Annotated in this window: 18 protein-coding genes; 11 read left to right on the forward strand and 7 right to left on the reverse strand. The window is 71.4% G+C overall.

Annotated features, from left to right (window positions below):
- The first annotated feature begins 37 nt into the window (after positions 1–37).
- Positions 38–1,054: a glycosyltransferase family 2 protein gene (locus ACTWPW_RS17140; RefSeq protein WP_364127751.1), complete on the forward strand. Its 1,017-nt coding sequence runs from the start codon at positions 38–40 to the stop codon at positions 1,052–1,054.
- Here ACTWPW_RS17140 and ACTWPW_RS17145 read toward each other — a convergent pair.
- Positions 1,051–2,178 carry a CDP-glycerol glycerophosphotransferase family protein gene (locus ACTWPW_RS17145; RefSeq protein ID WP_443169240.1) on the reverse strand — a complete coding sequence of 376 codons (1,128 nt, stop codon included), beginning with the start codon at positions 2,176–2,178 and terminating at the stop codon, positions 1,051–1,053. The genes ACTWPW_RS17140 and ACTWPW_RS17145 overlap by 4 nt on opposite strands.
- Positions 2,179–2,207: 29 nt before the next feature.
- Between ACTWPW_RS17145 and ACTWPW_RS17150 the strand changes: the two genes are divergently transcribed.
- On the forward strand, positions 2,208–2,753 hold the full coding sequence (locus ACTWPW_RS17150; protein ID WP_443169241.1) for a hypothetical protein: 546 nt from the start codon (positions 2,208–2,210) through the stop codon (positions 2,751–2,753).
- A 64-nt stretch (positions 2,754–2,817) separates the two neighbouring features.
- On the opposite strand, the gene ACTWPW_RS17155 is transcribed toward ACTWPW_RS17150, so the two are convergent.
- The gene (locus ACTWPW_RS17155; RefSeq protein ID WP_443169242.1) at positions 2,818–4,092 is read right to left on the reverse strand and encodes an SDR family oxidoreductase; all 1,275 of its coding nucleotides are present in this window, start codon (positions 4,090–4,092) and stop codon (positions 2,818–2,820) included.
- 224 nt (positions 4,093–4,316) lie between these two features.
- On the opposite strand from ACTWPW_RS17155, the gene ACTWPW_RS17160 reads away from it, so the two are divergent.
- From ACTWPW_RS17160 to ACTWPW_RS17185, 6 genes are all read left to right on the forward strand, one after another.
- Positions 4,317–5,735 carry a CDP-alcohol phosphatidyltransferase family protein gene (locus tag ACTWPW_RS17160; RefSeq protein WP_375116345.1) on the forward strand — a complete coding sequence of 473 codons (1,419 nt, stop codon included), beginning with the start codon at positions 4,317–4,319 and terminating at the stop codon, positions 5,733–5,735.
- Positions 5,736–5,746: 11 nt separating this feature from the next.
- Positions 5,747–6,355, forward strand: coding sequence for a DUF5941 domain-containing protein (locus tag ACTWPW_RS17165; RefSeq protein ID WP_375116346.1), 609 nt, complete (start codon positions 5,747–5,749; stop codon positions 6,353–6,355).
- Positions 6,356–6,432: 77 nt separating this feature from the next.
- Complete coding sequence (locus ACTWPW_RS17170) at positions 6,433–7,167, forward strand: phosphocholine cytidylyltransferase family protein (RefSeq protein ID WP_375116347.1); 735 nt, start codon at positions 6,433–6,435, stop codon at positions 7,165–7,167.
- Between the two features lie 28 nt (positions 7,168–7,195).
- Positions 7,196–8,236 (forward strand): iron-containing alcohol dehydrogenase family protein, encoded by a 1,041-nt coding sequence (locus tag ACTWPW_RS17175; protein ID WP_364127913.1) that lies wholly within the window; start codon positions 7,196–7,198, stop codon positions 8,234–8,236.
- A complete protein-coding gene (locus ACTWPW_RS17180; protein ID WP_375116348.1) occupies positions 8,214–8,981 on the forward strand; it encodes a CDP-alcohol phosphatidyltransferase family protein in 768 nt (255 codons plus the stop codon). Before ACTWPW_RS17175 ends, ACTWPW_RS17180 begins: the two co-directional genes overlap by 23 nt.
- A gap of 183 nt (positions 8,982–9,164) precedes the next feature.
- Positions 9,165–10,049 carry a glycosyltransferase family 2 protein gene (locus ACTWPW_RS17185; protein ID WP_364127730.1) on the forward strand — a complete coding sequence of 295 codons (885 nt, stop codon included), beginning with the start codon at positions 9,165–9,167 and terminating at the stop codon, positions 10,047–10,049.
- A 42-nt stretch (positions 10,050–10,091) separates the two neighbouring features.
- On the opposite strand, the gene ACTWPW_RS17190 is transcribed toward ACTWPW_RS17185, so the two are convergent.
- The gene (locus tag ACTWPW_RS17190) at positions 10,092–10,805 is read right to left on the reverse strand and encodes an acetoacetate decarboxylase family protein (RefSeq protein ID WP_443169243.1); all 714 of its coding nucleotides are present in this window, start codon (positions 10,803–10,805) and stop codon (positions 10,092–10,094) included.
- 105 nt (positions 10,806–10,910) lie between these two features.
- Between ACTWPW_RS17190 and ACTWPW_RS17195 the strand changes: the two genes are divergently transcribed.
- Complete coding sequence (locus ACTWPW_RS17195) at positions 10,911–11,357, forward strand: RNA polymerase sigma factor (RefSeq protein WP_443169270.1); 447 nt, start codon at positions 10,911–10,913, stop codon at positions 11,355–11,357.
- Between the two features lie 13 nt (positions 11,358–11,370).
- Positions 11,371–12,258, forward strand: a complete 888-nt coding sequence (locus ACTWPW_RS17200; RefSeq protein ID WP_443169244.1) for a hypothetical protein — start codon at positions 11,371–11,373, stop codon at positions 12,256–12,258.
- Here ACTWPW_RS17200 and ACTWPW_RS17205 read toward each other — a convergent pair.
- From ACTWPW_RS17205 to ACTWPW_RS17220, 4 genes are all read right to left on the reverse strand, one after another.
- Complete coding sequence (locus ACTWPW_RS17205; RefSeq protein ID WP_443169245.1) at positions 12,255–13,217, reverse strand: glycosyltransferase; 963 nt, start codon at positions 13,215–13,217, stop codon at positions 12,255–12,257. The genes ACTWPW_RS17200 and ACTWPW_RS17205 overlap by 4 nt on opposite strands.
- Positions 13,218–13,273: 56 nt before the next feature.
- Positions 13,274–14,509, reverse strand: coding sequence for an acyltransferase family protein (locus ACTWPW_RS17210; protein ID WP_443169246.1), 1,236 nt, complete (start codon positions 14,507–14,509; stop codon positions 13,274–13,276).
- 175 nt (positions 14,510–14,684) lie between these two features.
- Complete coding sequence (locus tag ACTWPW_RS17215; RefSeq protein WP_375116353.1) at positions 14,685–16,244, reverse strand: LCP family protein; 1,560 nt, start codon at positions 16,242–16,244, stop codon at positions 14,685–14,687.
- A 216-nt stretch (positions 16,245–16,460) separates the two neighbouring features.
- Entirely contained in the window at positions 16,461–18,062 is a 1,602-nt protein-coding gene (locus tag ACTWPW_RS17220) for an ArnT family glycosyltransferase (protein ID WP_443169247.1), read from the reverse strand.
- Positions 18,063–18,169: 107 nt separating this feature from the next.
- Between ACTWPW_RS17220 and ACTWPW_RS17225 the strand changes: the two genes are divergently transcribed.
- Positions 18,170–20,263 carry a hypothetical protein gene (locus ACTWPW_RS17225; RefSeq protein WP_443169248.1) on the forward strand — a complete coding sequence of 698 codons (2,094 nt, stop codon included), beginning with the start codon at positions 18,170–18,172 and terminating at the stop codon, positions 20,261–20,263.
- The last annotated feature ends 109 nt before the right edge of the window (positions 20,264–20,372 follow it).

A 20,372-nucleotide genomic window follows, 5' to 3' on the forward strand; every position in this document is an offset into this window, starting at 1 on the left:
CCTCCTCCCCTGGTCGTACAGTAGCGTGAGCCCCGCCATGAAGCAGTTCCCCGACTCGCCGCACGCGCCCGCGGAGACGCGCGGCTGGCCCCCCATCTCCGTCGTCATGCCGGTCCTCAACGAGGAGCGGCACCTCCGCGAGGCCGTCGACCAGGTCCTCGCCCAGAGCTACCCCGGTGAGATCGAGGTCGTTCTCGCCGTGGGTCCGTCCCAGGACCGCACCCAGGAGGTCGCCGACGCCATCGCGGCGGCCGACCGCCGGGTGACGGTCGTGCCCAACCCGACAGGCCGCACCCCCAACGCCCTCAACGCGGCGATCGCCGCCTCGCGCAACGGCATCATCGCCAGGGTGGACGGGCACGCCATGCTGCCCTCCGACTACCTGCGCGTCGCGGTCGAGACGCTGGCGGAGACCGGTGCCGACAACGTGGGCGGCATCATGGCGGCCGAAGGGATCACGCCCTTCGAGCAGGCGGTCGCCTGCGCCATGACGTCCAAGATCGGTGTGGGCGCCGCCGCCTTCCACGTGGGCGGCACCGCCGGTCCCGCCGACACCGTCTACCTCGGCGTCTTCCGCCGCTCGGCGCTCGACCGGGTCGGCGGCTACGACGAGCACTTCCAGCGGGCCCAGGACTGGGAGATGAACCACCGCATCCGCCAGAGCGGCGGCCTGGTGTGGTTCCAGCCGCGCATGCGGGTCTCCTACCGGCCCCGGCCCAACGTGAAGGCGCTGGCCAAGCAGTACTTCCACTACGGCCGCTGGCGCCGCGTGGTCTCGCGCACCCACGAGGGCACGATCAACCTGCGCTACCTCGCGCCGCCCGCCGCCGTGCTGGCGATGCTGCTCGGGCTGGTCGTCTCGCCGTTCTTCCCGCTCGGCCTGATCGTGCCCGGCGGCTACGCGCTGGCCATCGTGGCGGGCTCGGCGCTGACCGGCGGCGGGCTGCCCATGAGCGCGAAGCTGCGGCTGCCGCTCGTGTACGCGACGATGCACTGCTCCTGGGGCTGGGGCTTCCTCACCAGCCCGAAGAAGCTGGCCAGGCCACCCGGTTAGGAGCCCGAGAAGACCCGCTCGACGGCGGCGTCGAAGCGGGTCAGCGCGTCCGGATACTCCGGCCCGAACAGATAGCTCCGCAGCTTGACCCTGGCCCTGGCCAGGGTGTCCTCCCCGTCCAAGAACTCGGCGAGGCCCGACAGGTCCTCGCCGAGCAACACCCCCGCCTCGGTGCTCGGGTAACGCTCGTAGAAGGCCCGCTCGGGCAGGCCCGAGACGTTCGTCACCGCGTACGGCTTCTCGCTGGCCAGGAAGTCGGCCACCACGCTGGAGATGTCGCTGATCAGCAGGTCGCACTCGTTGAAGCAGTCGTAGAGGTGCGGCTCCGGCCCGGTCACGATCAGGTGCCTGATCCGCGGCTCCGTCCCCTCCGCGCGCGACGGGTGGCGGGCCTTCGACTTGGCCAGCTCCGCCGCCTCGATCATGGCCACGATCTTCCGGTGCGCCCGGAGGGCGCTCTTGGCGCGGTGGCCGGTGAGCGGGTGCGGCTTGTAGATCACCCGCAGCGGCGGCCGGTGGTCCAGCAGCGCCCGCACGAGGCGCGGGCCCATGGTGATCAGCGAGGTGTGGAACAGGTCGTCGTTCCAGCCCTCCCAGGTGGGGGCGTACAGCACGGTCCGGTACGGCAGCCCCGGCCCCTCCGTCGAGATGCCCTCCAGTTGCGGCCGCCCGACCTCGTGGATGTTCTCGTCCCGCACCCCCACCTTGGCCCGGCGGTACCGGTCGCGCCCCGCCGGCCCGGCCACCCACACCTCGTCGTAGACCCGGGAGAACGGGTTGAACGACGCCTCCTTGTCGCTGTCGCCGTGGTTGAGGAACGCGCTGCGCAGGGTCGGGATGCGCAGCATGTGGACGTTCCTGCCGACGTTGGAGACGTACAGGCAGAGCCGGGCGTTGGCCAGCGCGCGGAAGCTCATCAGGTCGGCCGACGACGGGATGCACAACATCGGCAGCCTGGTGGACTCCAGGTGCCTGGCCATGCCGCGCTCGCGCAGGACGACGATCGCGCGGCGGTTGATGCGCTCCAGCGTGGGCAGCCACATCCTGGCCTGGTAGGCGGCCGCGGTGGCGCCGGAGAAGTACAGGATGACCTCGGGCTTGTACCTCTCGACCTGCTCGCCCACGACCTCCAGGACCCTGGCCGTGTCGGTGAGTGAGCGGGGCGGCGCGCCGTACGTACGGGATGAGCGCGAGCGCCCCCGCCAGGCCCGCCACGAGCGCCAGGCCCGCGCCGAGCGTGGCCGCGACGGGGCCGAGGACCGCGCCGAGCACCGGCAGCACGTCCACGAAGAGGAAGGGCAGGCTGCGGGCGTCACGCAGCGGCGGGGGCGGCATCTTGGGGATGCGCAGCGCGGAGACGTCGAGGTTGCGGGTCGTCACCGGCATCATGCTGAGCATCTGCCGCAGCCGCATGGCCAGCCCGGTGTGCAGGGCCCGCACCGCGTGGATCGCGAGCACCCCGGCCGCCAGCGCCACGAACCACGGCGAGTCGGCCCCCGCCGTGCGCGCCACCAGCAGCAGCGCCATGGTCTCCCGGGCCGCGAAGCGCAGCGTGGTGCCCAGATGCACCTTGCCGAGCAGCTCGGGGAGCGGCCGGGCGGCGTGCGGGGCCACGCACTCGATGGCGTACGAGGCCACGGCGGCCACCCCGAACAGCAACGGCGCCGGCCAGAGCGCCGCCACCAGCAGCAACGGGTAGCAGCCGAGCAGTGCCGCGATCACGATGAGTCTCCTCATGCGATCGCACGGTAACAACCCCCAGGTCAAGCGCCGTCAACGCGCACGTCTATGACTTGCCCTGATAGGTCGGAGATGAGGATGTCCAGCGAGGTCTGCGCGACCCGGAGCGGAGACGCGCCGGTATTGATGCAGTTGACCCGGATGCCGTCGGCGGCCCATTCGACGGCCAGCGCCCGGGCCAGCGCGGCCACCGCCGCCGCGCCGGAGGCGTGCAGGGCGCCCGAGCCGGGCGGGACCTGCAGCAGCAGGCTCCCGCGCAGGTGCGGGCGGGCGGCGCGGGCCACGTTGAGCGCGCCGAGGTGGCCGGCGCCGACCACGTCGGCGACCGTCTCGCCGCTCGCCTCCGCCAGGCCGGCCGTGTGGCCCGCGCCCGCCGCGACCACCACGTGGTCGGCCCCGCCCACGTCGTCCAGCGCCTTGGCCACCGAGTCGAAGTCCTCCACCCGCACGCCGTCGGCCCTGGTCAGGACGTGCACCCTGGCGCCGTGACCGGCCGCGACCCCGGCGATCTCCGAGTCGCCGAGCACCACGACGACCTGCCCGGCCAGCGTGCTCGCGTCGCCGGGCGGCACGGGGACGGGGAGCCGGAGGAGCAGCTCCGCGATGTGCAGGTCGCCCGGATGGGTGACCTTGATGTTGTGCTCGCTGCCCTGGACCAGGTGGATCGGCACCTCGGGCAGGTAGCGCAGCACCACCCCGCAGTCGTCGGTGGCCGGGAGTCCGGCGAAGCCGGGGTCGGCCATGGCCCGCTCGTACGCCTGGCGGATCACCGAGAGACGGAAGCACTGCGGGGTCTGGCTGCGCCGCAGCCGCGACCGGTCCAGCACCTCGCCGATCACCTCGCCGCCCGCTTCCGGGGCCGCCACCAGGACCGTGTCGGAGCTCGGGATCGCCACGTTGACGGCCTCGTGGATCTCCAGGGCCCTGACACACTCCGTGATGATCCGGGGCTCCAGGAGGGGGCGTACGGCATCGTGCAACAGCACGTTGCACTCCTCGGGCCCGAGCGCGCCCAGCGCCCGCCACGTGCTCTCCGTACGGCTCGCGCCGCCGTCCACGACCTGGCTGACCTTGCGATATCCGCCCCTGGCCACGATCTCGCGCACCCGGTCGGCGTATCCGGGCGTCATCAGCACCACGATCTCGTCGATCTCCGGCGCGCCCTCGAACACGGCCAGCGAATGCTCGATGATCGTCCGCCCCGCCACCTCGATGAGCTGCTTGGGCGTGCCAAGCCCGACCCGCTGCCCCACGCCACCCGCGAGGAGCACCCCAACCGACCGCAGCCGTGCGTCCATACCGGCAGCGTAATGGAAAGCCCCTGCTCAACCGGATGCTCCCGGGCTCACGGAGCCCGGGCCCTGCGCGGAGTCCGGCGATCGGGGCGGTCCGGGCACACCGGGCAGACTTGCCGGCAGCGTAACGGTGCTGCTCCGTGATATCGCGTTGACCTGTCGCTACGCTGTGTCTACGTACCCCCCAAGTCCACGTGCTCCACCCCGACCGGGAGGAGACCGGCGCTTTGCCCGACTCACTGACCCGCGAAAGCACGACCACGTCGGTCGTGCTGCTCGCCACCACACCGGCCTGCCGGCTCCACAGCGGCGACGGCACGCTGCTCGACCGGCTCCACGACCAGATCACCTCGCTGCCCGTCCGTGAGGTGCTGGTGCTGAACGCCGGCGGCGGCCTCGGGGCCGACCTGCGCGGCGTCGCCAAGATCGCGCGTACGACGACGGGCGCCGTGGCCGTGCTGCCCGCCGACCTGGTGGCCCACACGGAGGCGCTCGCGCTGCTGCTGGAGCATCCCGCGCGCGACACCGCCGCGCTGATCGCCCACGACGCCGCCGCCACGCCCATGCGTCCGCCCGTACGCGTCGAGGGCGGCCGGATCGTCGCGGCGGGCAGCTCCTTCCACCTCGTCCCCGAGGCGAACGCCACGTTCAGGGGCGTGCTGCAGACGGGGGAGGCCGACCTGGCCTCGCTGGCCGACATCGCGGAGGAGCTGGCCGAGCTGGCCGACACGGGCAAGCTCGGCCCCGTCACGCCGGTCGAGGCGGTGGACCTGCTGCTGGTCGGGCTCGTCAGGTCGGGCGTGACCGTGCGGGCGGCCGCGATCGGGCCGCTGCACGCCGACCGGGTGACCGGCCAGAACGCCGCCGACGCCGCCGTCACCCGGCTGGCCGAGGTCGACGAGGCCAGGGTCCGGCTCGACACCTCGGTCAAGGCGGACGACGGCTTCTTCACCACCTTCTTCGTCTCCACCTGGACCCGCCACCTGATCAAGCCCGCCGTGCGGCTCAAGATCGCGCCCAACACCGTCACCGGCGTCTCGGCCGGGCTGGCGCTGCTGGCGGCGGTCTGGTTCTCGGCCGGCACCCAGGGCGGGCGGCTGGCCGGGGCCGTGCTGCTCTACCTGTCGTTCGCGCTCGACTGCCTCGACGGGCAGCTGGCCCGCTACACGCGCGCGTTCTCGCCGCTGGGCGCCTGGGCCGACGGCATGTCCGACCGGCTCAAGGAATACGCCGTCTACATCGGCCTGGCCTTCGGCTTCGGCGGCACCGACATCTGGTACCTCGCCGTGGCCGCGATGATCCTCCAGGTCGTCAGGCACGCCATCGACTACACGTACGCGGGGGCCCAGGCCGACGCCGCCCGCGTCGGGGCCATGTGGGGCCGGCCCGCGCGCTCCCTGCTGGAGTCCAGGGACGCCCGCCGCGACCATGGCGGCGTGCTCCGGTTCGCCCAGCGGCTCGAACGCGACACGATCGCGCGCTGGCTGAAGAAGATCGTCGTGCTGCCCATCGGCGAGCGCACGGCCCTGATCGCGGTCACCGCCGCCGGCTGGAACGCCCGGGTCACGTTCCTCGCCCTGCTCTGCTGGGGCGGCGTGGCGGCCCTCTACCAGCTCGCCGGACGGATCGCGAGGTCGGCAAGGTGATTTCGGTCCACATGACACCCGTCCCCAACAGCACGGTCGTGGCCTACCGCGACGACGGGCCGCTCTCGCGGGCCATGGGCCTGCTCGTGGCCGGGCAGCTCCCGCCGCTGCCCCCGGTGATCGCCGGCACGTTCGTGACGGGCGTGCTGCTGATGATCGGGGTGGCCGGGTCCGACGGCCTGGCCGTGTTCGCGCCCGCCGTGACGCTGCTGCTGGCCGGGCCGGGCAGCACCCATCCGCACGACGGCCGGTTCGACTGGCTCGTGCCGCCGATCCTGCGGCTCATCGAGTACACCTTCATCGCGGCGGTGGGGTTCGCCCATCAGGTGCACCCCGTGTTGATCTTCTTGCTCCTCGGCGCGCTAGGCTTCCACCATTACGATCTGGTCTACCGGTTGCGCCAGCGCGTCTACCCGCCGCCGTGGCTGGCCACGGCGGGGCTCGGCTGGGACGGCCGGATGATGGTGGTCTCGCTGGCCGCACTGTCGGGATGGCTGACCGGCGGCTACGTCGTGCTCGCCGCCTACCTGTGGGGGCTGTTCGGCTGGGAGAGTCTGACCTGCTGGCTGGCCGCGCCCCGATCCGGGGTGGAAGCGACCGATATGGGAACGCAAGACTAACGCCGGATTACCCGCACGGGGTCCAAAGACGAATACTCTTTGGGCCAACGGAGTCATGCTCGACTGAGGAGTGCACGTTGCTGGGAATGGTTCTGGCCGCTGGGGCCGGACGACGCCTGCGGCCGTATACCGACACGCTGCCCAAGGCGCTCGTGCCGGTCGACGGCGAAACCACGATCATGGACATCTCGCTGCGTAACCTCGCCGAGGTGGACCTGCGGGAGGTCGTGGTCGTCGTCGGTTACGCGGCGCAGGCCGTACACGATCGCAAGGACGACCTCGAGAGGCGTCACGGCGTCAAGCTCACCCTCGTGCACAACGACAAGGCCGAGGAGTGGAACAACGCCTACTCCCTGTGGTGCGCCCGCGACTACTTCTCCCAGGGCGTGCTGCTGGTCAACGGCGACACCGTGCACCCGGTCTCGGTCGAGAAGACGTTGCTGGCCGCCCCGGAGACGAGCGACATCCTGCTGGCCGTCGACAACGTGAAGCAGCTGGCCGACGAGGAGATGAAGGTCACGCTCTCGCCCGAGGGGTCGCTGCGCCGCATCACCAAGCTCATGGACCCGGCGGAGGCGTACGGCGAGTACATCGGGGCCACCCTCATCCGGCCGGGCGCGGCCGAGGGGCTGGCCGACGCGCTGCGGACGACGTTCGAACGCGACCCGCAGCTCTACTACGAGGACGGTTACCAGGAGATGGTCGACCGCGGCGAGCTGATCCACGCCGCGCCCATCGGAGAGGTCGACTGGGTCGAGGTGGACAACCACGACGACCTGGCCAAGGCCCGCGCCATAGCCGTTCACTACTGAGGGGGCGCGGATGCCGCTTCTAGCGAGGATGTTGCCGGCGCCGCTGACCATGGACGTCAGGCGTGGCGCGGTGGCCCAGCTCGGCGCCCTGCTGGCCGACAGCCGCGTGGCGACCTCCGGCAGGGTCGCGGTGGCCGTCGGCCCCGGCCAGGGCGACCACATCGAGAGCCTCATCGCGCCCACGCTGGGCGAGGCCGAGGTGTTCAGGGTGGCCGACGGGACGGTCGACGCGGCCGTCTCCCTCGGCGCCGACCTGCGCAAGGCGGCCTATGAGGTGGTCGTGGGCGTCGGCGGCGGCAAGACGATCGACGTGACCAAATACGCCGCCTCGCTGGCCGGCATCCCGATGGTCGCGGTGGCCACCAACCTCTCCCACGACGGCATCTGCTCGCCCACGGCCTCCCTGGTCTACGAGGGCGGCAAGGGCTCGTTCGGGGTGCCGATGCCGCTGGCCATCCTGGTCGACCTCGACTTCGTGCACAACGCGCCGGAGTCGCTGGTCCGGGCGGGCGTGGGCGACGTGGTCAGCAACCTGTCGGCCATCGAGGACTGGCAGCTCGGCAACGTCGAGCGCGGCGAGCCCATCGACGGGCTGGCCTGCTCGATGTCCCGCACCGCCGCCGAGGCGCTCATCGGGCGCACCGACTCCATCGAGTCCGACGCGTTCCTGACCGTGCTGGCCGAGTCGCTGATCCTGTCCGGCATGTCGATGGTCGTCGCCGGCTCGTCCCGGCCCGCCAGCGGTGGAGACCATGAGATCCTTCATGCCGTGGATCAGCTCTTCCCCGGCACCTCCAACCACGGCGAGCTTGCCGGCATCGGCGCCGCCTTCTGCTTCTTCCTCAGGGAGGACGACGCCCGCGTCAAACAGGTCGTCAACTGCCTGCGCAGGCACGAGCTGCCCGTCGTCCCCGCCGACATCGGGCTGAGCCCCGAGCAGTTCGCCGAGGTCGTCGCGCTGGCCCCGGCCACCCGTCCCGGCCGTTACACGATCCTGGAGCACCTGCGCATGCAGGATTCCGAGATCCGCGATCGGGTGGGGGACTATGTCCGCGCCTTCGGTAGCTGAGCTGCGGCAGGTGGCCCAGCCGCCGGGCCACCTGGAGCGCAGGAACGGCGAGCACTGGGCGGGCGTGCTCTACATGCGCCGCCTGTCCATCTACGTCACCTGGTTGATGACCAAGACGCCCGTCACGCCCAACCAGCTCACCTGGGTGATGACGGTGGTGGGCGTCGCGGCCGGGTTCGTGCTGGCCCTGCCGGGGCTCTGGGCGGCGGTGCTGGCCGCCCTGCTCATCCAGGTCTACCTGCTGCTCGACTGCTCCGACGGCGAGCTGGCCCGCTGGACCGGCAAGACGTCGCTGGCCGGCGTCTACCTCGACCGGGTGGGCGCCTACTTCGCCGAGGCCGCCGTGCTGGCCGGGCTGGGCTGGCGCGCCTCGGAGGTGCTGCCCGACTGGTACACCGTGTTCGGGTTCGCCGCCGCGCTCGGCGCCATCCTCATCAAGGCGGAGAGCGACCTGGTCGAGGTGGCCCGGGCGAAGGGCGGTCTGGGGGCCGCGACCGAGGCGTCGGCCGTGCAGTTCAGGTCCGGGCTGCTGGGCCTGGGCCGGCGGGTGCTGGCGGCGACGAAGTTCCACCGGATCGTGCAGCCGATCGAGCTCTCGCTGCTCGCGCTGGGCACCGCGGTGATCGACGCGGTGGCCGGGAACATGACGGCCACCAGGGTGCTCGTCGTGGCCTGTTTGCTCGCCGCCGCCGTGCAGACCGTGCTGCACCTGATCAGCATCATGGCATCGAGGCGACTTGCTTGACCTCAGGTCGGAACCGAAGGTGGGCGTCGTCCGTCGTATTGATCGGACGTCCGCCGTTCGGTGGGGGTTCACTGTCGGTTCCGATACGCTTAGCTTCACCATCCAGACCATGCAGACCAGCAGACTCGGTGATCATGAAAGAATGCTCCGCCCGTGTTCTCAACGCGTCAGGACGATGATTCGTTGAAGATCTCGTGCGTCATCCTCACCATGGGCAACCGGGTCGCGGAGCTGAACCGGGCGGTCGAGTCAGCGCTCAACCAGGTCGACGGCGACGTCGAGGTGGTGATCGTAGGCAACGGCGCCGACGTGCCCGAGGTGTCGGCGACGCCACCCGAAGGGTCGGCCGCGGTCGTGAAAGCGATCCGGCTCGACCAGAACACGGGCATCCCCGCCGGCCGCAATCGCGGCGTCGAGGAGTGCTCGGGAGACGTCGTGCTCTTTCTCGACGACGACGGCTGGTATGCCAGCCAGAAGGTCGTCGCGCACGTACGCGACCGCTTCGCCACCGAGCCCGACCTCGCGGTGATCTCCTTCCGGGTCATGGACCCCGACGGGGGCATCGGCCAGCGGCGCCACGTGCCCCGCCTGCGCGCCGGCGACCCGCAGCGCTCCTCCCCGGTCACCACGTTCCTGGGCGGCGCCTCGGCGATCAGGCGCTCGGCGTTCCTCCAGGTGGGCGGGCTTCCGGAGAAGTTCTTCTACGCCCACGAGGAGACCGACCTGGCCTGGCGGCTGCTGGGCGAGGGCTACCGGATCGAATACGACGCCGAGACGGTGATGTACCACCCGCAGGTGCCGCCGACCCGCCACGCCGAGTTCTACCGGCTCAACGCCCGCAACCGGGTCTGGCTGGCCCGGCGCAACCTGCCGTGGCCGCTGGCGGCCCTCTACCTCACCAACTGGGTCGTGCTCACCCTGCTGCGCGAGCGCGGCTCGTCGGGCGCGCTCAAGGCGTGGTTCTCCGGCTTCCTCGAGGGCCTGCGCAGCCCGGCGGGCGAGCGTCGCCCCATGGCGTGGCGCACGGCCTGGCGGATGGTCAAGCTCGGCCGCCCGCCGATCGTCTGAGACCGCCGCGCCCGCCGATCGTCTGAGACCGCCGCCCCTGGGTCAGAGCCGGGCCGCCTCGCCGAAGGTCATCGCCGCGTGCGCGATCGTCGTGCTGAACATGGCCCGCTTGGGCAGCCCCAGCTCGCTCAGCTCCTTGGCGATGGGGTGGTTGCCCAGGCGGATCAGCGCGCCGCTGGGGCGGATCCTGGCGCCGCGCGCGCGTACGGACCAGGGGACCCGCCGGGTGACCCCGTCGCGGTGCGTGTAGGCGTCGAGGGGCGCCACCGCGGTGGCGCCCGGCACCGGCACGCCCGGCTTGATCAGCATGTCGAGCACGAGCCGGCCGTCCTTGCGCAGGACACACCTCTTGTACGGTGACGCCAGCCGCAGCTCGATGTCGGCCAGCTCCTTGGGGAACCCCCACAACGTCCGCCCCGCCTCCAGCGTGAACCGCTGGTCGACCGGCAGCCAGTGCACGAACACCCCGGCCTGCCGGAGGTCCGCCGCCCGCGTGGAGCCGGACGAGCCCGGAGGGCGCACCAGGAAGGCCATGCCGAACTCGTGGTAGGTGTCGAGGTCGCCGTCGCGGTAGTCCACGAACAGCAGCACGCAGACGGCCTTGCCGGGCAGGATTTCGGCCACGTCGAGACCGGAGTAGGCGATCACCGCCCGCGCGGCGTCGGCGCGCACGGGGTAGAGGGCGCTGCACACCTCGGCGTCCCGCACCCGCACGGGCATGCCCACCGTCCGGCCCTGGATCTGATGCGATGCCATGGGACAAGTACATCAACCGGCAAGCCGTGTGACCATTCCCGCCCCGGTTGCGTCTAGGTGTGATGTGACTTTCGGAAGAACTCGGGGGGCGTCATCATCGAGGAGCTGTATCGCGAGCACTGGCCGCTCGTGTGCGGGTTCCTCCTGCGCAGGACCCGTGACCCCCATCTCGCGGAGGACCTGGCCCAGGAGACGTTCGTCAAGGCGACCAGGGCCCTGCTCGGCTGGCGTGGCGAGAACCCGGCCGCGTGGCTGCTCACGATCGCGCGCAACGTCCTCGTCGACCACGTCCGCCGGATGCGCCGCGAGCTGCCCCTGCCCGACGCCGGCGAGCTGGGCGTGCCGCCGCTCCACGTGGCCGCACTCGACGTGCGCGATGCCCTCGACCGGCTCCCCGAGCAGCACCGCAGGCTGCTCAGGCTGGTCTACTTCGAGGGTTTCTCGCTGGTGGAGGTGGCCGCGATGACCGGCAGGAAGCACGCCTCGATCAAGACCGCCCTCTGGCGGGCCAGGAACGCCTTCGCCGACATCTACGGAGCTCCCCATGCCTGATGACTTTCCGGAAATGCCGGACTTTGATCCCAAGCTGACCAGGCGGGCGGTCCGCCGGGGCCTGCTCAGGACGACCACCAACGTCCTGGCGGTCCTGCTGGCGCTCGCGCTGGTGGCCACGGTCGGCTCGACCCTCGTCCAGGAGCGCGGCGACCGGGAGCGGCGCATGACGGACGTGCTCGGCACCGCCTTCAAGCTCTACAACCCGGCGTACGAGGTGACCGTGGGCGCCTGCTGCGAGACCACGCCGGTGTCGATGTCGTTCGAGGTGACCGCGTCCCCGCTGCGGGCCGTGGGTGGATTCTGGCCCGCCGGGGGCGACACGTACACGATCAGCCAGGACTTCTTCGGCCGCGTGGGCCACCTGCCGCTGGGCAGCACCGCCAACACCAGGCTCTCCTTCGCCCTGTACGACGTCGGCGGCGACCTGGCCGCCAAGGAGGAGGTCCGCAAGGTGCTGGCCAGGCTGCCGGACGGGCTCAACGCGCTGGCGGTGGTGGAGTTCGCGGCGCCGCTCAAGGAGAACGAGCTGAAGGCGTTCCTCGACCGGAACAAGTCGTGCGCCGACCGGGTCGTCTACGAGCGCAGGACGGGCTCGCTGCCCATCACCTGGGGTGAGATCACCTGGGATCGCGGCGAGTCCGCCGAGGGGAAGCAGGGGTGCGGGGTCGGCCTGGACAACTTCCGCTCCTGGGCCGGCCTGCTGCGCGAGCACGACGACGCGAATTTGCGCCGCTTCGATCTGACCCTGGCCCGGCTGCGCAAGGCGGCCGGCGACGGCCTCGCCTACGCCTACGTGGACCAGCTCGCCTCGGTCGAGGAACTGCGCGAGCTCATCGAGGACCCGCGCGTGCGCACGATCCGGCTGGCCGACGCCACCTTCGACCTCGACCGTCCCTAGACGGCCAGCGCGTGCGTGGCCAGGCCCGCCCACGACTCGGCGCGGCGCACGAAGGCCGCGGCGTGGTCCGGCCAGTGGTGGCGCAGACGCGCCTCCGCGTGCCCGAGCCCGCCCAGCTTCAGCCGCCGCACCGGGTCCTCCTTCAGGTCCAGTACGGCGTTCAGCACCGCGTCCACGTCGAGGGGCACCACGAGCCCGCACCCCGCCCCCTCGACCAGCGAGGCGCCCTGGGGAGTCGTGATCACCGGCAGCCCGCGGCCCATGTAGTCCATGATCTTCGTGGGCACCGTCCGCACCGTGTCATCGGCCAGCGACAGGCCGGCCAGCGCGCCCTCGGCCATGCGCAGGGCGTGCCGGTTGGGCACGTAGCCGAACCAGTCGAGCAGGCCCACCCGCTGCGCGTCCCGCAGCAGCGGGCGCACGTCGCGGGCCGCGGCGCCGATCAGGTCCAGCCTGATGCCGTGCGGGACCAGGCGCTCGGCCAGCCCGATCAGCTCCGTCACGCCGCGCTCGGCGGACAGGCGGCCGATGTGCACGACCCTGGTGTCGCCGGGAGGAGGCGGGCTGGACGACACCAGGGTCGCTTCCGGGACCACGGCGGGCGTGACCAGCTGGTGACGCCGCTCGGCCCGGGCGAGCTGCCTGGGGGTGACCTCTTCGCGTACGTCCCAGACGACCGGAGGGCGCCGGTAGGGCAGCGCGCGCAGCAATCTGTGGTCGTGCACGATCAACAGGTCGGCGCCCCGCAGACCGCGTCTGAGCGCCGCGCGGGCCCTGCCGTGGGTGGCGTTGCGGGCCACGTCCACGGCGGCGAGCCCCATGGCGGGGGTCACGTTGAAATAGGTGAACGGCGCGACGTAGGTCACCTCGTGGCCCGCGTCGAGCAGCGCCCGGATCTGCCTGTGCATGATCCGGGCGTCCTCGGGATGATGGACGGTGGTGGCGACACATGCGCGCATGTGTCGATGCTCCGCGCTTACCAGGTCAAAGGCGTTAATGCGGGTGGAACGGCTGCTTAACTTCGGGAGGGCCGGCGATAGAGCCAGACCAGGCGAGGCTCGAGCACCCACTTGAAGACCGTCCGGGTTTCGGGCAGGCACAGCACGATGGCCAGCGCGAAGCAGCTCGAACTGATCGCCAGCACGCCGAGCGGCCCGTGCAGCCACGGGAGCTCCAGCCAGCCCTGGTCCTTGGCGATCAGGACCGGGATGCCGTGCAGCAGGTAGCAGTAGAGCGTGCGGGTGCCCAGATCCGAATACCAGGTCTCGCCCCTGGGGATCAGGGCCAGCACGGCGAAGCACATCGCCAGCGCGCACACCAGCAGCCCGGCGCGCACCCCCAGCCCCATCCACCAGGACATGTCGAGGTCCTGGAAGCTGTTCTTGTAGTAGAACGGGCCCAGCGGCGCCCTGGGCGCGATGTAGATGGCCACGGCCGCCGCGCCGAGGACCGTGATCACCGAGACGATCTTGATCCAGCGCCGGTTGAGCATCTCGAAGTGCTCGGGCTGCATCACCAGGCCGATCACGAAGAACGGCATGAGACCGAAGAAGCGGTCCATGCTGAAGTCGCCCTCGATCTGGGAGAACCCGGCGAACAGGTAGATCGCGATGGCCACCGGGACCGGATATTTCATCCGCTTCCACACCGGTGTGGACAACCGCCAGAACAGCAGTGCCAGCAGGTACCAGTTGAGCCACGCCGGATCGATGATCGTCAGGCTCCACTTCTGGCCCAGCCCGAAGCGGAGCGCGGCGTAGCCGACCTCGACGATGACGTAGGGCACCAGGAACGTGTCGACCAGCTTGTTGGTCTTGGCGTTGGAGTTCCAGAAATTCCTGGACAGGTAGCCGCTGATCAGCACGAACAGCGGCATGTGGAAGGTGTAGACGAAGATGTAGAGGGCCCTGGAGGAGTCGGCCGACAGCGTGGGCACCAGCGAGTGGCCGACCACCACGAGCGCGATCAGGACGAACTTGACGTTGTCGAGGTACGGGTCGCGCTTGCGCCTGGGCTGCTCCGGCTGCCGCTGCGGCTCGGGCCGCTCCTCGCGCCGCTCTCCGGACGCCGGGGCCTGGGCCACCGCCGTCTGGGGCCGGGCCTCCTCGCCGGGGGCCGCCCCGTGCGGATCGGTGGCCTCACTCCAGAAGGTCTCCTCCGGCAGCGGCCATCGGGCTCCCGTATTGGCGGGCCCGTCCTCGTCCGGGCTTCGCGGGGTCGTGGCCGGTCGGGAGGATCTGGTGTCAGACACAGGGGGAAGTCGCTCAGCTTCGCTCGGGGCCCGGGAACACGGACGACAGCACGATCCGAAACCTTTCGGCTCCGTGTCGCGCCGCGTCGCCGACCCGCAACAGACTATCCCGCCCTCGCGGTCCTGTCTCTCGGAGAGGCCCAGAATGCCCGGTTACACAGGGAACTTGGAGCCTCTAGGTGCAGACGTTCTTCTGCTCGGACGCGGTGATCGTGCTGTTGTTGACGCTGTCGGGCAGCTTGGTGACCTTGACCGAGTCGAAGTCCTCGCCGACCACGAGCTGGATGATCGGCGTGCCCTTCGGCGCGGCTCCCGCCGTGGTGGCGGTCGTCGTGTACGGCTGCGCGTTCGTCGCCGGCACCTTGCCCGACGCCGCCTGCGGCTTGGGCAGGACCGAACCCCCCAGCGTGATGGCGTGGTCCGCGGCCGCCTCGATCGTCTTGGCGTAGTGGATCTCGCTCTTCGCCAGGCTCGCGCCGCCGGGCGCCTCGTAGTTGCCCAGCCCCACGATGTTGAAGCCCTGCTTGGCCAGCTCGTCGGCCACCTCGCGGGCCTTGCCGATGGTCTTGGTGCCGTTGAGCACCTGGACCCGTACCTGCTCCGGCTTGATGGTGACCTTGGGCTTGGCGCTGGCGCTCGGCTCCGGCGTCGTGACCTCGGTGTCGGTCTTGATCGAGGTGAACAACTCGGTGGCGTCGGGCTCCTTCCAGACCACCCGGTTGGGGTCGGCCGGATCGGGGCCCCACGGCACCGTGGTGAACTTGACGCCGTTGGCGGTCATCTCCTTGGCGCTCGTGGCGATCTGGATGAGCTGCTCGGTGTCGTTGGCCAGCTCGGGGTCCATGGTGACCGAGCTGGCCGCGGCCGCGATGAAGTCTCTGAGCCGGCCCACGTCGGTGAGCAGCTCGCTGCTGGTGGCCTTGGAGACGACCTTGCTCAGGAAGATCTGCTGGCGCTTGATGCGCTGGATGTCGCTGCCGTCGCCGTATTTGCGCAGGCGTACGTAGCCCAGCGCCTTCTCGCCGTTGAGCAGGCTCTTGCCGGGCGGCAGCACCAGCTTGGAGGCCTTGTCGTTGACGCCCGACTTCAGGCAGATCTCGATGCCGCCGAGCGCGTCCACGATGTTCTTGAAGCCGCTGAAGTCCACCTCGACGAAGTGGTTGACGCGGATGCCGGTGAGGGTCTCGATCGTGGAGATCGTGCAGGCGATGCCGCCGGAGTTGTACGCCGAGTTGATCATGTCCCGGCGCGGGGCCATCTCCTGCTTGGTGGCCTCGTTCTTGCACCTGGGGATCTGCACCATGGAGTCCCGCGGGAAGCTGATCAGGCGGGCCTTGTCCCGGTTGGGGGAGATGTGCATGAGGATGATGGTGTCGGTGCGCTTGCCGCCCGCGTCGGCCTGCCGGGCGAGCTGCTGGCCGTATCTGGCGTTGCCCTGGCCGGCACGCGTGTCGGAGCCGACGAGCAGCACGTTGAGCGCGCCCGTGTCCGGGGGACGCGGGTTGATGATGTCTTCCTTGACACTCTTCTCGTTGATGTTGCCGAAGGTGTCGCGGTAGATCGTGTAACCGGTCAGCGCGCCCGCCACCATCACCGTGGTGACGCCGATGCTGACCCAGGCCAGCACGCGCATCTTGGCCTGGCCGCCGCCCTGGCCGCCCGAGCGGTGACCGCGCGGGGGCCGGTCGTCGGGCGGCGGTGGCGGCGCGGCCGCGGCGGCCGCTCTGCGCGCCATCCTGCTGCCCGGCTGCGTGGGGGCCGCTCGGCGGTCCTGCAAAGAATCGACTACCGGCACGCTCCTGTAGTCACTCATACGCCCCCTAGCCTCACTCCTTGCGCCGCCGGCTTGGTCGCTCCGCGCCACGAGACTAGGTCACGTACGGCGTGCCTCGAGCCACGATCGTGGGGAACGGCCGTGACTTGGGCGTGATGTTTCCGCGGCACAGCATACTCAGAGCCGGACATTGGGTGGAATATCATCGCCAAACTCTTTCCTGCCTCCGGACTGTTCCCGCACGTCAGGCCTGATGCTCAGGGCCGCCGCCAAACAGGCCAGGGGTACGGCCGGCAACACGTACCGGTAGTCGAACTCGGCCGCCGCGGCCGGTGTGATCAGCAGCACAACGGCCGCTGACCAGGGCACCAGCCACTCCGGACCCGCCGCGAGGCGCCTTCCGCCGCGCCGGCGGGCGAACGCCGCCACCGGTGGCACGAGCAAGATCCCCAGGAGCACCGGGCCGGGCAGCCGCGCCATGCCCTGGTAGGCCCGCAGCCATCCGGCCTGAGGCTCGACGATCTCCGTGCCGATCGCACCCTGCTCGTAGAGCTTGGCATATTCGGCGCCGACCTGCGCGGGATAGCGCCCAGGTGGTCCGGGCTCCGTCACCGGGAACTGGTAGTAGGCGTAGACCTCGGGATCGGGATAGACGGGACGGCCCCAGGTGAACGTGCGCCCCAGCTCCGTCAGCACCGAGGCGGCGTAGTCGAGCGGCTGGCTGGTGATCGCCAGCGTCGCGAACCGGGCCGCCAGGTCGTCGTTCTCCTTCGAGAACGTGATGCCCGGCCGCAGCACCAGGGGGGAGTCCTTGGCCCAGATGTACTCCTGCGAGGGCGGGCGCCGCTCGGGCGGGCGCGGGTCGCACAGGATCTTCAGGTCGGGCGGTGGGTCCATCTCGGCGCAGTCGGCGAAGGACATCGTGCGCGCGTACAGGAAGACGCCGTTCGCGCCGACGATGCCGACGCGCTGGTAGGTGGCGTAGAACCAGGCGCCGTACGCGACGATCGGCACCAGCGCGGCGGCCAGCAGCACGCCGGCCGGCCTGATCCGCCCGCGCAGCACGAACCAGCCCGCCAGCACGACGATCAGCGGCTGGCCGACGGTCCTGGTGAGCGTGGCCGCCGCCAGCAGCAGTCCGATGGCCACGACCGTGGCGGGCCGCCGCGCCTGGCACAGCACCACGGCCGCCACGACCAGGAACATGAACAGCGTGTCGGAGACGAGCAGGTGCTCCAGCTCGACCTGGTAGGCGTCCAGCAGCACCGGCACCGTGGCCAGCGTCGCCACCCACCGGGGAGCCCTCCGCGCGGCCCGGTAGACCAGCACGCCGGTGGCCAGCCCCAGCAGGTGCTGCGCCGCCGTGACCGCGCCGAACGCGTGCAGGGGCTCCAGCAGCTTGAGGAACATCGAGTAGCCGGCCGGCCGCACGAGGTCGGGGCGGGGCCTGAAGACGGTGACGATGTAGGTGTAGGAGTCGGGGAACCAGAGGGCGGGCCGGTAGCCCAGCATGGCCAGGGCCCGCAGGACCGTGCCCAGGGCCAGGACGGCGAGGAACCACCTGTGCCGCCGCGCCCACGGCTTCGACCCTTGCGCCGCTCGCAGGGTGCGGCTCCTGAGCTCGCCCGCCATCCGCCGGGCCCACCGCTTCGGGTCGCGCGGCAGGCGGCGCCGGCCACGGCCGGGCCTGCCGGACTCCCCGGCGCGAGCCTCCGACATCACCCGCACGTCCTCCCGCTTCTCCGGCACCTCGCGTACGCTACCCGCGATCGCCCGCACCCCGTGCCTCCACCGCCGGAGCCGCCCGGCTTCCCGCGGCTGGGGACACGCGTGCCCGGCCCCGGCCGGGACGGGGCGGGCGCGACGTTGGATACGCTCGCTGACCGATGGAACTCGATCGACCCGGCCGGGTGCTCGCCGCGCTGTCCGTGTTGCCCGCCCTGGCCGTGGCGGGCTGGTTGCTCGCGGGCCTGCCGCTGCTGCTGCTCGGCCGGTTCGAGCCGGTGCTCGCCGCGCTGCTGGGGGTGCCCGCCGCCGCCCTGCTGTGCTGGGCCGGGACGAGAGGGTTGGGCGCCGCGACGGCCGGGGGCACCACGCAGAAGGGCGTGGAGAACGCCACGGAGACCGTGGTCAGCCCCGTGATGGGCCGGGGCGAGCTGCGGAGCTTCTGGGGGGTGCTGGCCTGGGCGTGGCCGGTGGCCGGGGTCGTGGTGGTGGCCGTGGCGTCTGGGGTGTTCAACGCGGTCATGCACAGCGAGCAGGTCGCCGTCCGGCGCGACCCGGCGACCTACGCCCAGTACGCCGCCTGGATCGCGGGCCACGGCTCCCTGCCCATCCCCGCCCAGGCCGAGGCGTTCGGCGGGGCCGATCCGAAGCTGATGTTCGAGAGCGTCGGGTTCTACGCCGTGGACGGGGCCGTGGTGCCGCAGTTCATGCCGGGGCCGCCGATGTTGTTCGCGATCGGCAACTGGCTGGGCGCGCCGTTCGTGATGCCCGCCGTGCTGGGGGCGCTGGCCGTGCTCACGCTGGCCGGGGTGGTGGCACGGCTGGCCGGGACGCGGTGGGCGGTGGTGGCGGCGGTGGCCTTCGCCGTGAGCCTGCCCGTCCTCTACACCTCGCGCACCACGTTCAGCGAGATCCCGTCGCTGATCCTGCTGTTCGGCGGGCTGGCGCTGGCATGCGACGCGCTCGCCCGGCCGGCGTGGGGGCGGGGGCTGCTGGCGGGGCTGGTCGCCGGGCTGGCGGTGCTGGTCAGGGTGGACGGGCTGCGTGACGTGCTGCCGGTGCTGGCGTTCGCGGGGCTGCTGCTCGCGATGCGGCGGTTCGGCAGGCCGCAGGGGGTGCTGGGGCTGCCGATGCTGGCCGGGCTGGTGGCCGGGGGCGGGATCGGGATGCTGGCCGCGTACCTGCTGGCCCGGCCGTACCTGACCTATCTGTCCGGGTCGGTCCGGCCGCTGCTGCTCATCTGCGCCGCCGTCCTCGTGCTCATCCTCGCCGGTACGGCCGCCGCCCCCGCCCTGGCCCGGTTCCGGCTGCCGGGATGGGCCCCGGCGGCGGGGGCGGGCCTGGTCGTGCTGCTGATGGCGGCCCTGTACGCCCGCCCGTGGCTGCAGACCGTCACCCGCGTGCCCGCCAACCCGGACGACCGGCGCACATACGAGATGATCGTGCAGATCCAGCGCGCCAACGGCATGCCCGTCGACGGCCACCGGCTCTACTTCGAGGACTCCCTGCACTGGGTGGTCTGGTACGTCGGCGCCCCCACCGTCGTGCTGGCCACGCTCGCCGCCGCCCTGCTCGTCCGCAGGCTGCTGCGCGACGGCACGCCCTTCGTGTGGCTGCTGCCCCTCGCGGTCGTGGGCTGGACGACCGTCACGACGCTGCTGCGCCCCGAGATCACCCCCGACCACCCGTGGGCCGCCCGCCGCCTGGTCCCCATCGTGATCCCCGGGATGATCCTGCTCGCCGCGTACGCCCTGTCCCGGCTGCGGAACCTCTTCGAGCGGCACGGGCCGCGCGTGCACCGGTGGGGGACGGCCCTGGCCGTCGTGCTGGTGCTCGTGCCGCCGGCCGTGACCTCGATCGGGACGGCGTTCACGCCGGTCGAGCGGGGCGAGGCGGCTGCGGTCGAGGCGATGTGCGCCAGGATCCCGGCCGACGCCTCGGTGCTGCTCGTGGAGCGGGTCATCGGCGAGCGGTTCACCCAGGTCGTACGCGGCATGTGCGGCCGGCCGGCGGCCCGGGTGGCCCGTACGGACTCGGACCTGGCGCCCGACGCCGAGATCCGCCGCCAGATCGAGCGCGTGCGCGCGGCCGGCCGCGTACCCGTCGTGCTGGGCGCCGAGGAGGCGCAGGTCGCGCTCTACGGGCCGCCGTCGCGGATCCTGGCACTGGTCACCCGGCAGGACGAGCGTTCCCTCCTCGACGCCCCCAACGGCACGTGGACCCTGGAGATGGAGGTGTGGATGGCGGTCGCCTGACCGGTTCGGCCGATCAGCGTGACCGGATGGGTCAGACTGGTGGGTGGGAGTGCTCGAATCGGGAGCTCCCACTGGTGGGATGTGGACCCGGCCTCCGGCTGGGCAGAGT

This window comes from Nonomuraea sp. KM90, from assembly GCF_052246675.1.
Classification (GTDB): Bacteria; Actinomycetota; Actinomycetes; order Streptosporangiales; family Streptosporangiaceae; genus Nonomuraea.

Coding starts and splice junctions, on each gene's coding strand:
- ACTWPW_RS17140 (WP_364127751.1), top strand. CDS start 38: ATGAAGCAGTTCCCCGACTCGCCGCACGCGCCCGCGGAGACGCGCGGC.
- ACTWPW_RS17155 (WP_443169242.1), bottom strand. CDS start 4,092: ATGGACGCACGGCTGCGGTCGGTTGGGGTGCTCCTCGCGGGTGGCGTG.
- ACTWPW_RS17165 (WP_375116346.1), top strand. CDS start 5,747: ATGACACCCGTCCCCAACAGCACGGTCGTGGCCTACCGCGACGACGGG.
- ACTWPW_RS17175 (WP_364127913.1), top strand. CDS start 7,196: ATGTTGCCGGCGCCGCTGACCATGGACGTCAGGCGTGGCGCGGTGGCC.
- ACTWPW_RS17180 (WP_375116348.1), top strand. CDS start 8,214: ATGTCCGCGCCTTCGGTAGCTGAGCTGCGGCAGGTGGCCCAGCCGCCG.
- ACTWPW_RS17190 (WP_443169243.1), bottom strand. CDS start 10,805: ATGGCATCGCATCAGATCCAGGGCCGGACGGTGGGCATGCCCGTGCGG.
- ACTWPW_RS17200 (WP_443169244.1), top strand. CDS start 11,371: ATGCCGGACTTTGATCCCAAGCTGACCAGGCGGGCGGTCCGCCGGGGC.
- ACTWPW_RS17205 (WP_443169245.1), bottom strand. CDS start 13,217: ATGCGCGCATGTGTCGCCACCACCGTCCATCATCCCGAGGACGCCCGG.
- ACTWPW_RS17215 (WP_375116353.1), bottom strand. CDS start 16,244: ATGGCGCGCAGAGCGGCCGCCGCGGCCGCGCCGCCACCGCCGCCCGAC.
- ACTWPW_RS17225 (WP_443169248.1), top strand. CDS start 18,170: ATGGAACTCGATCGACCCGGCCGGGTGCTCGCCGCGCTGTCCGTGTTG.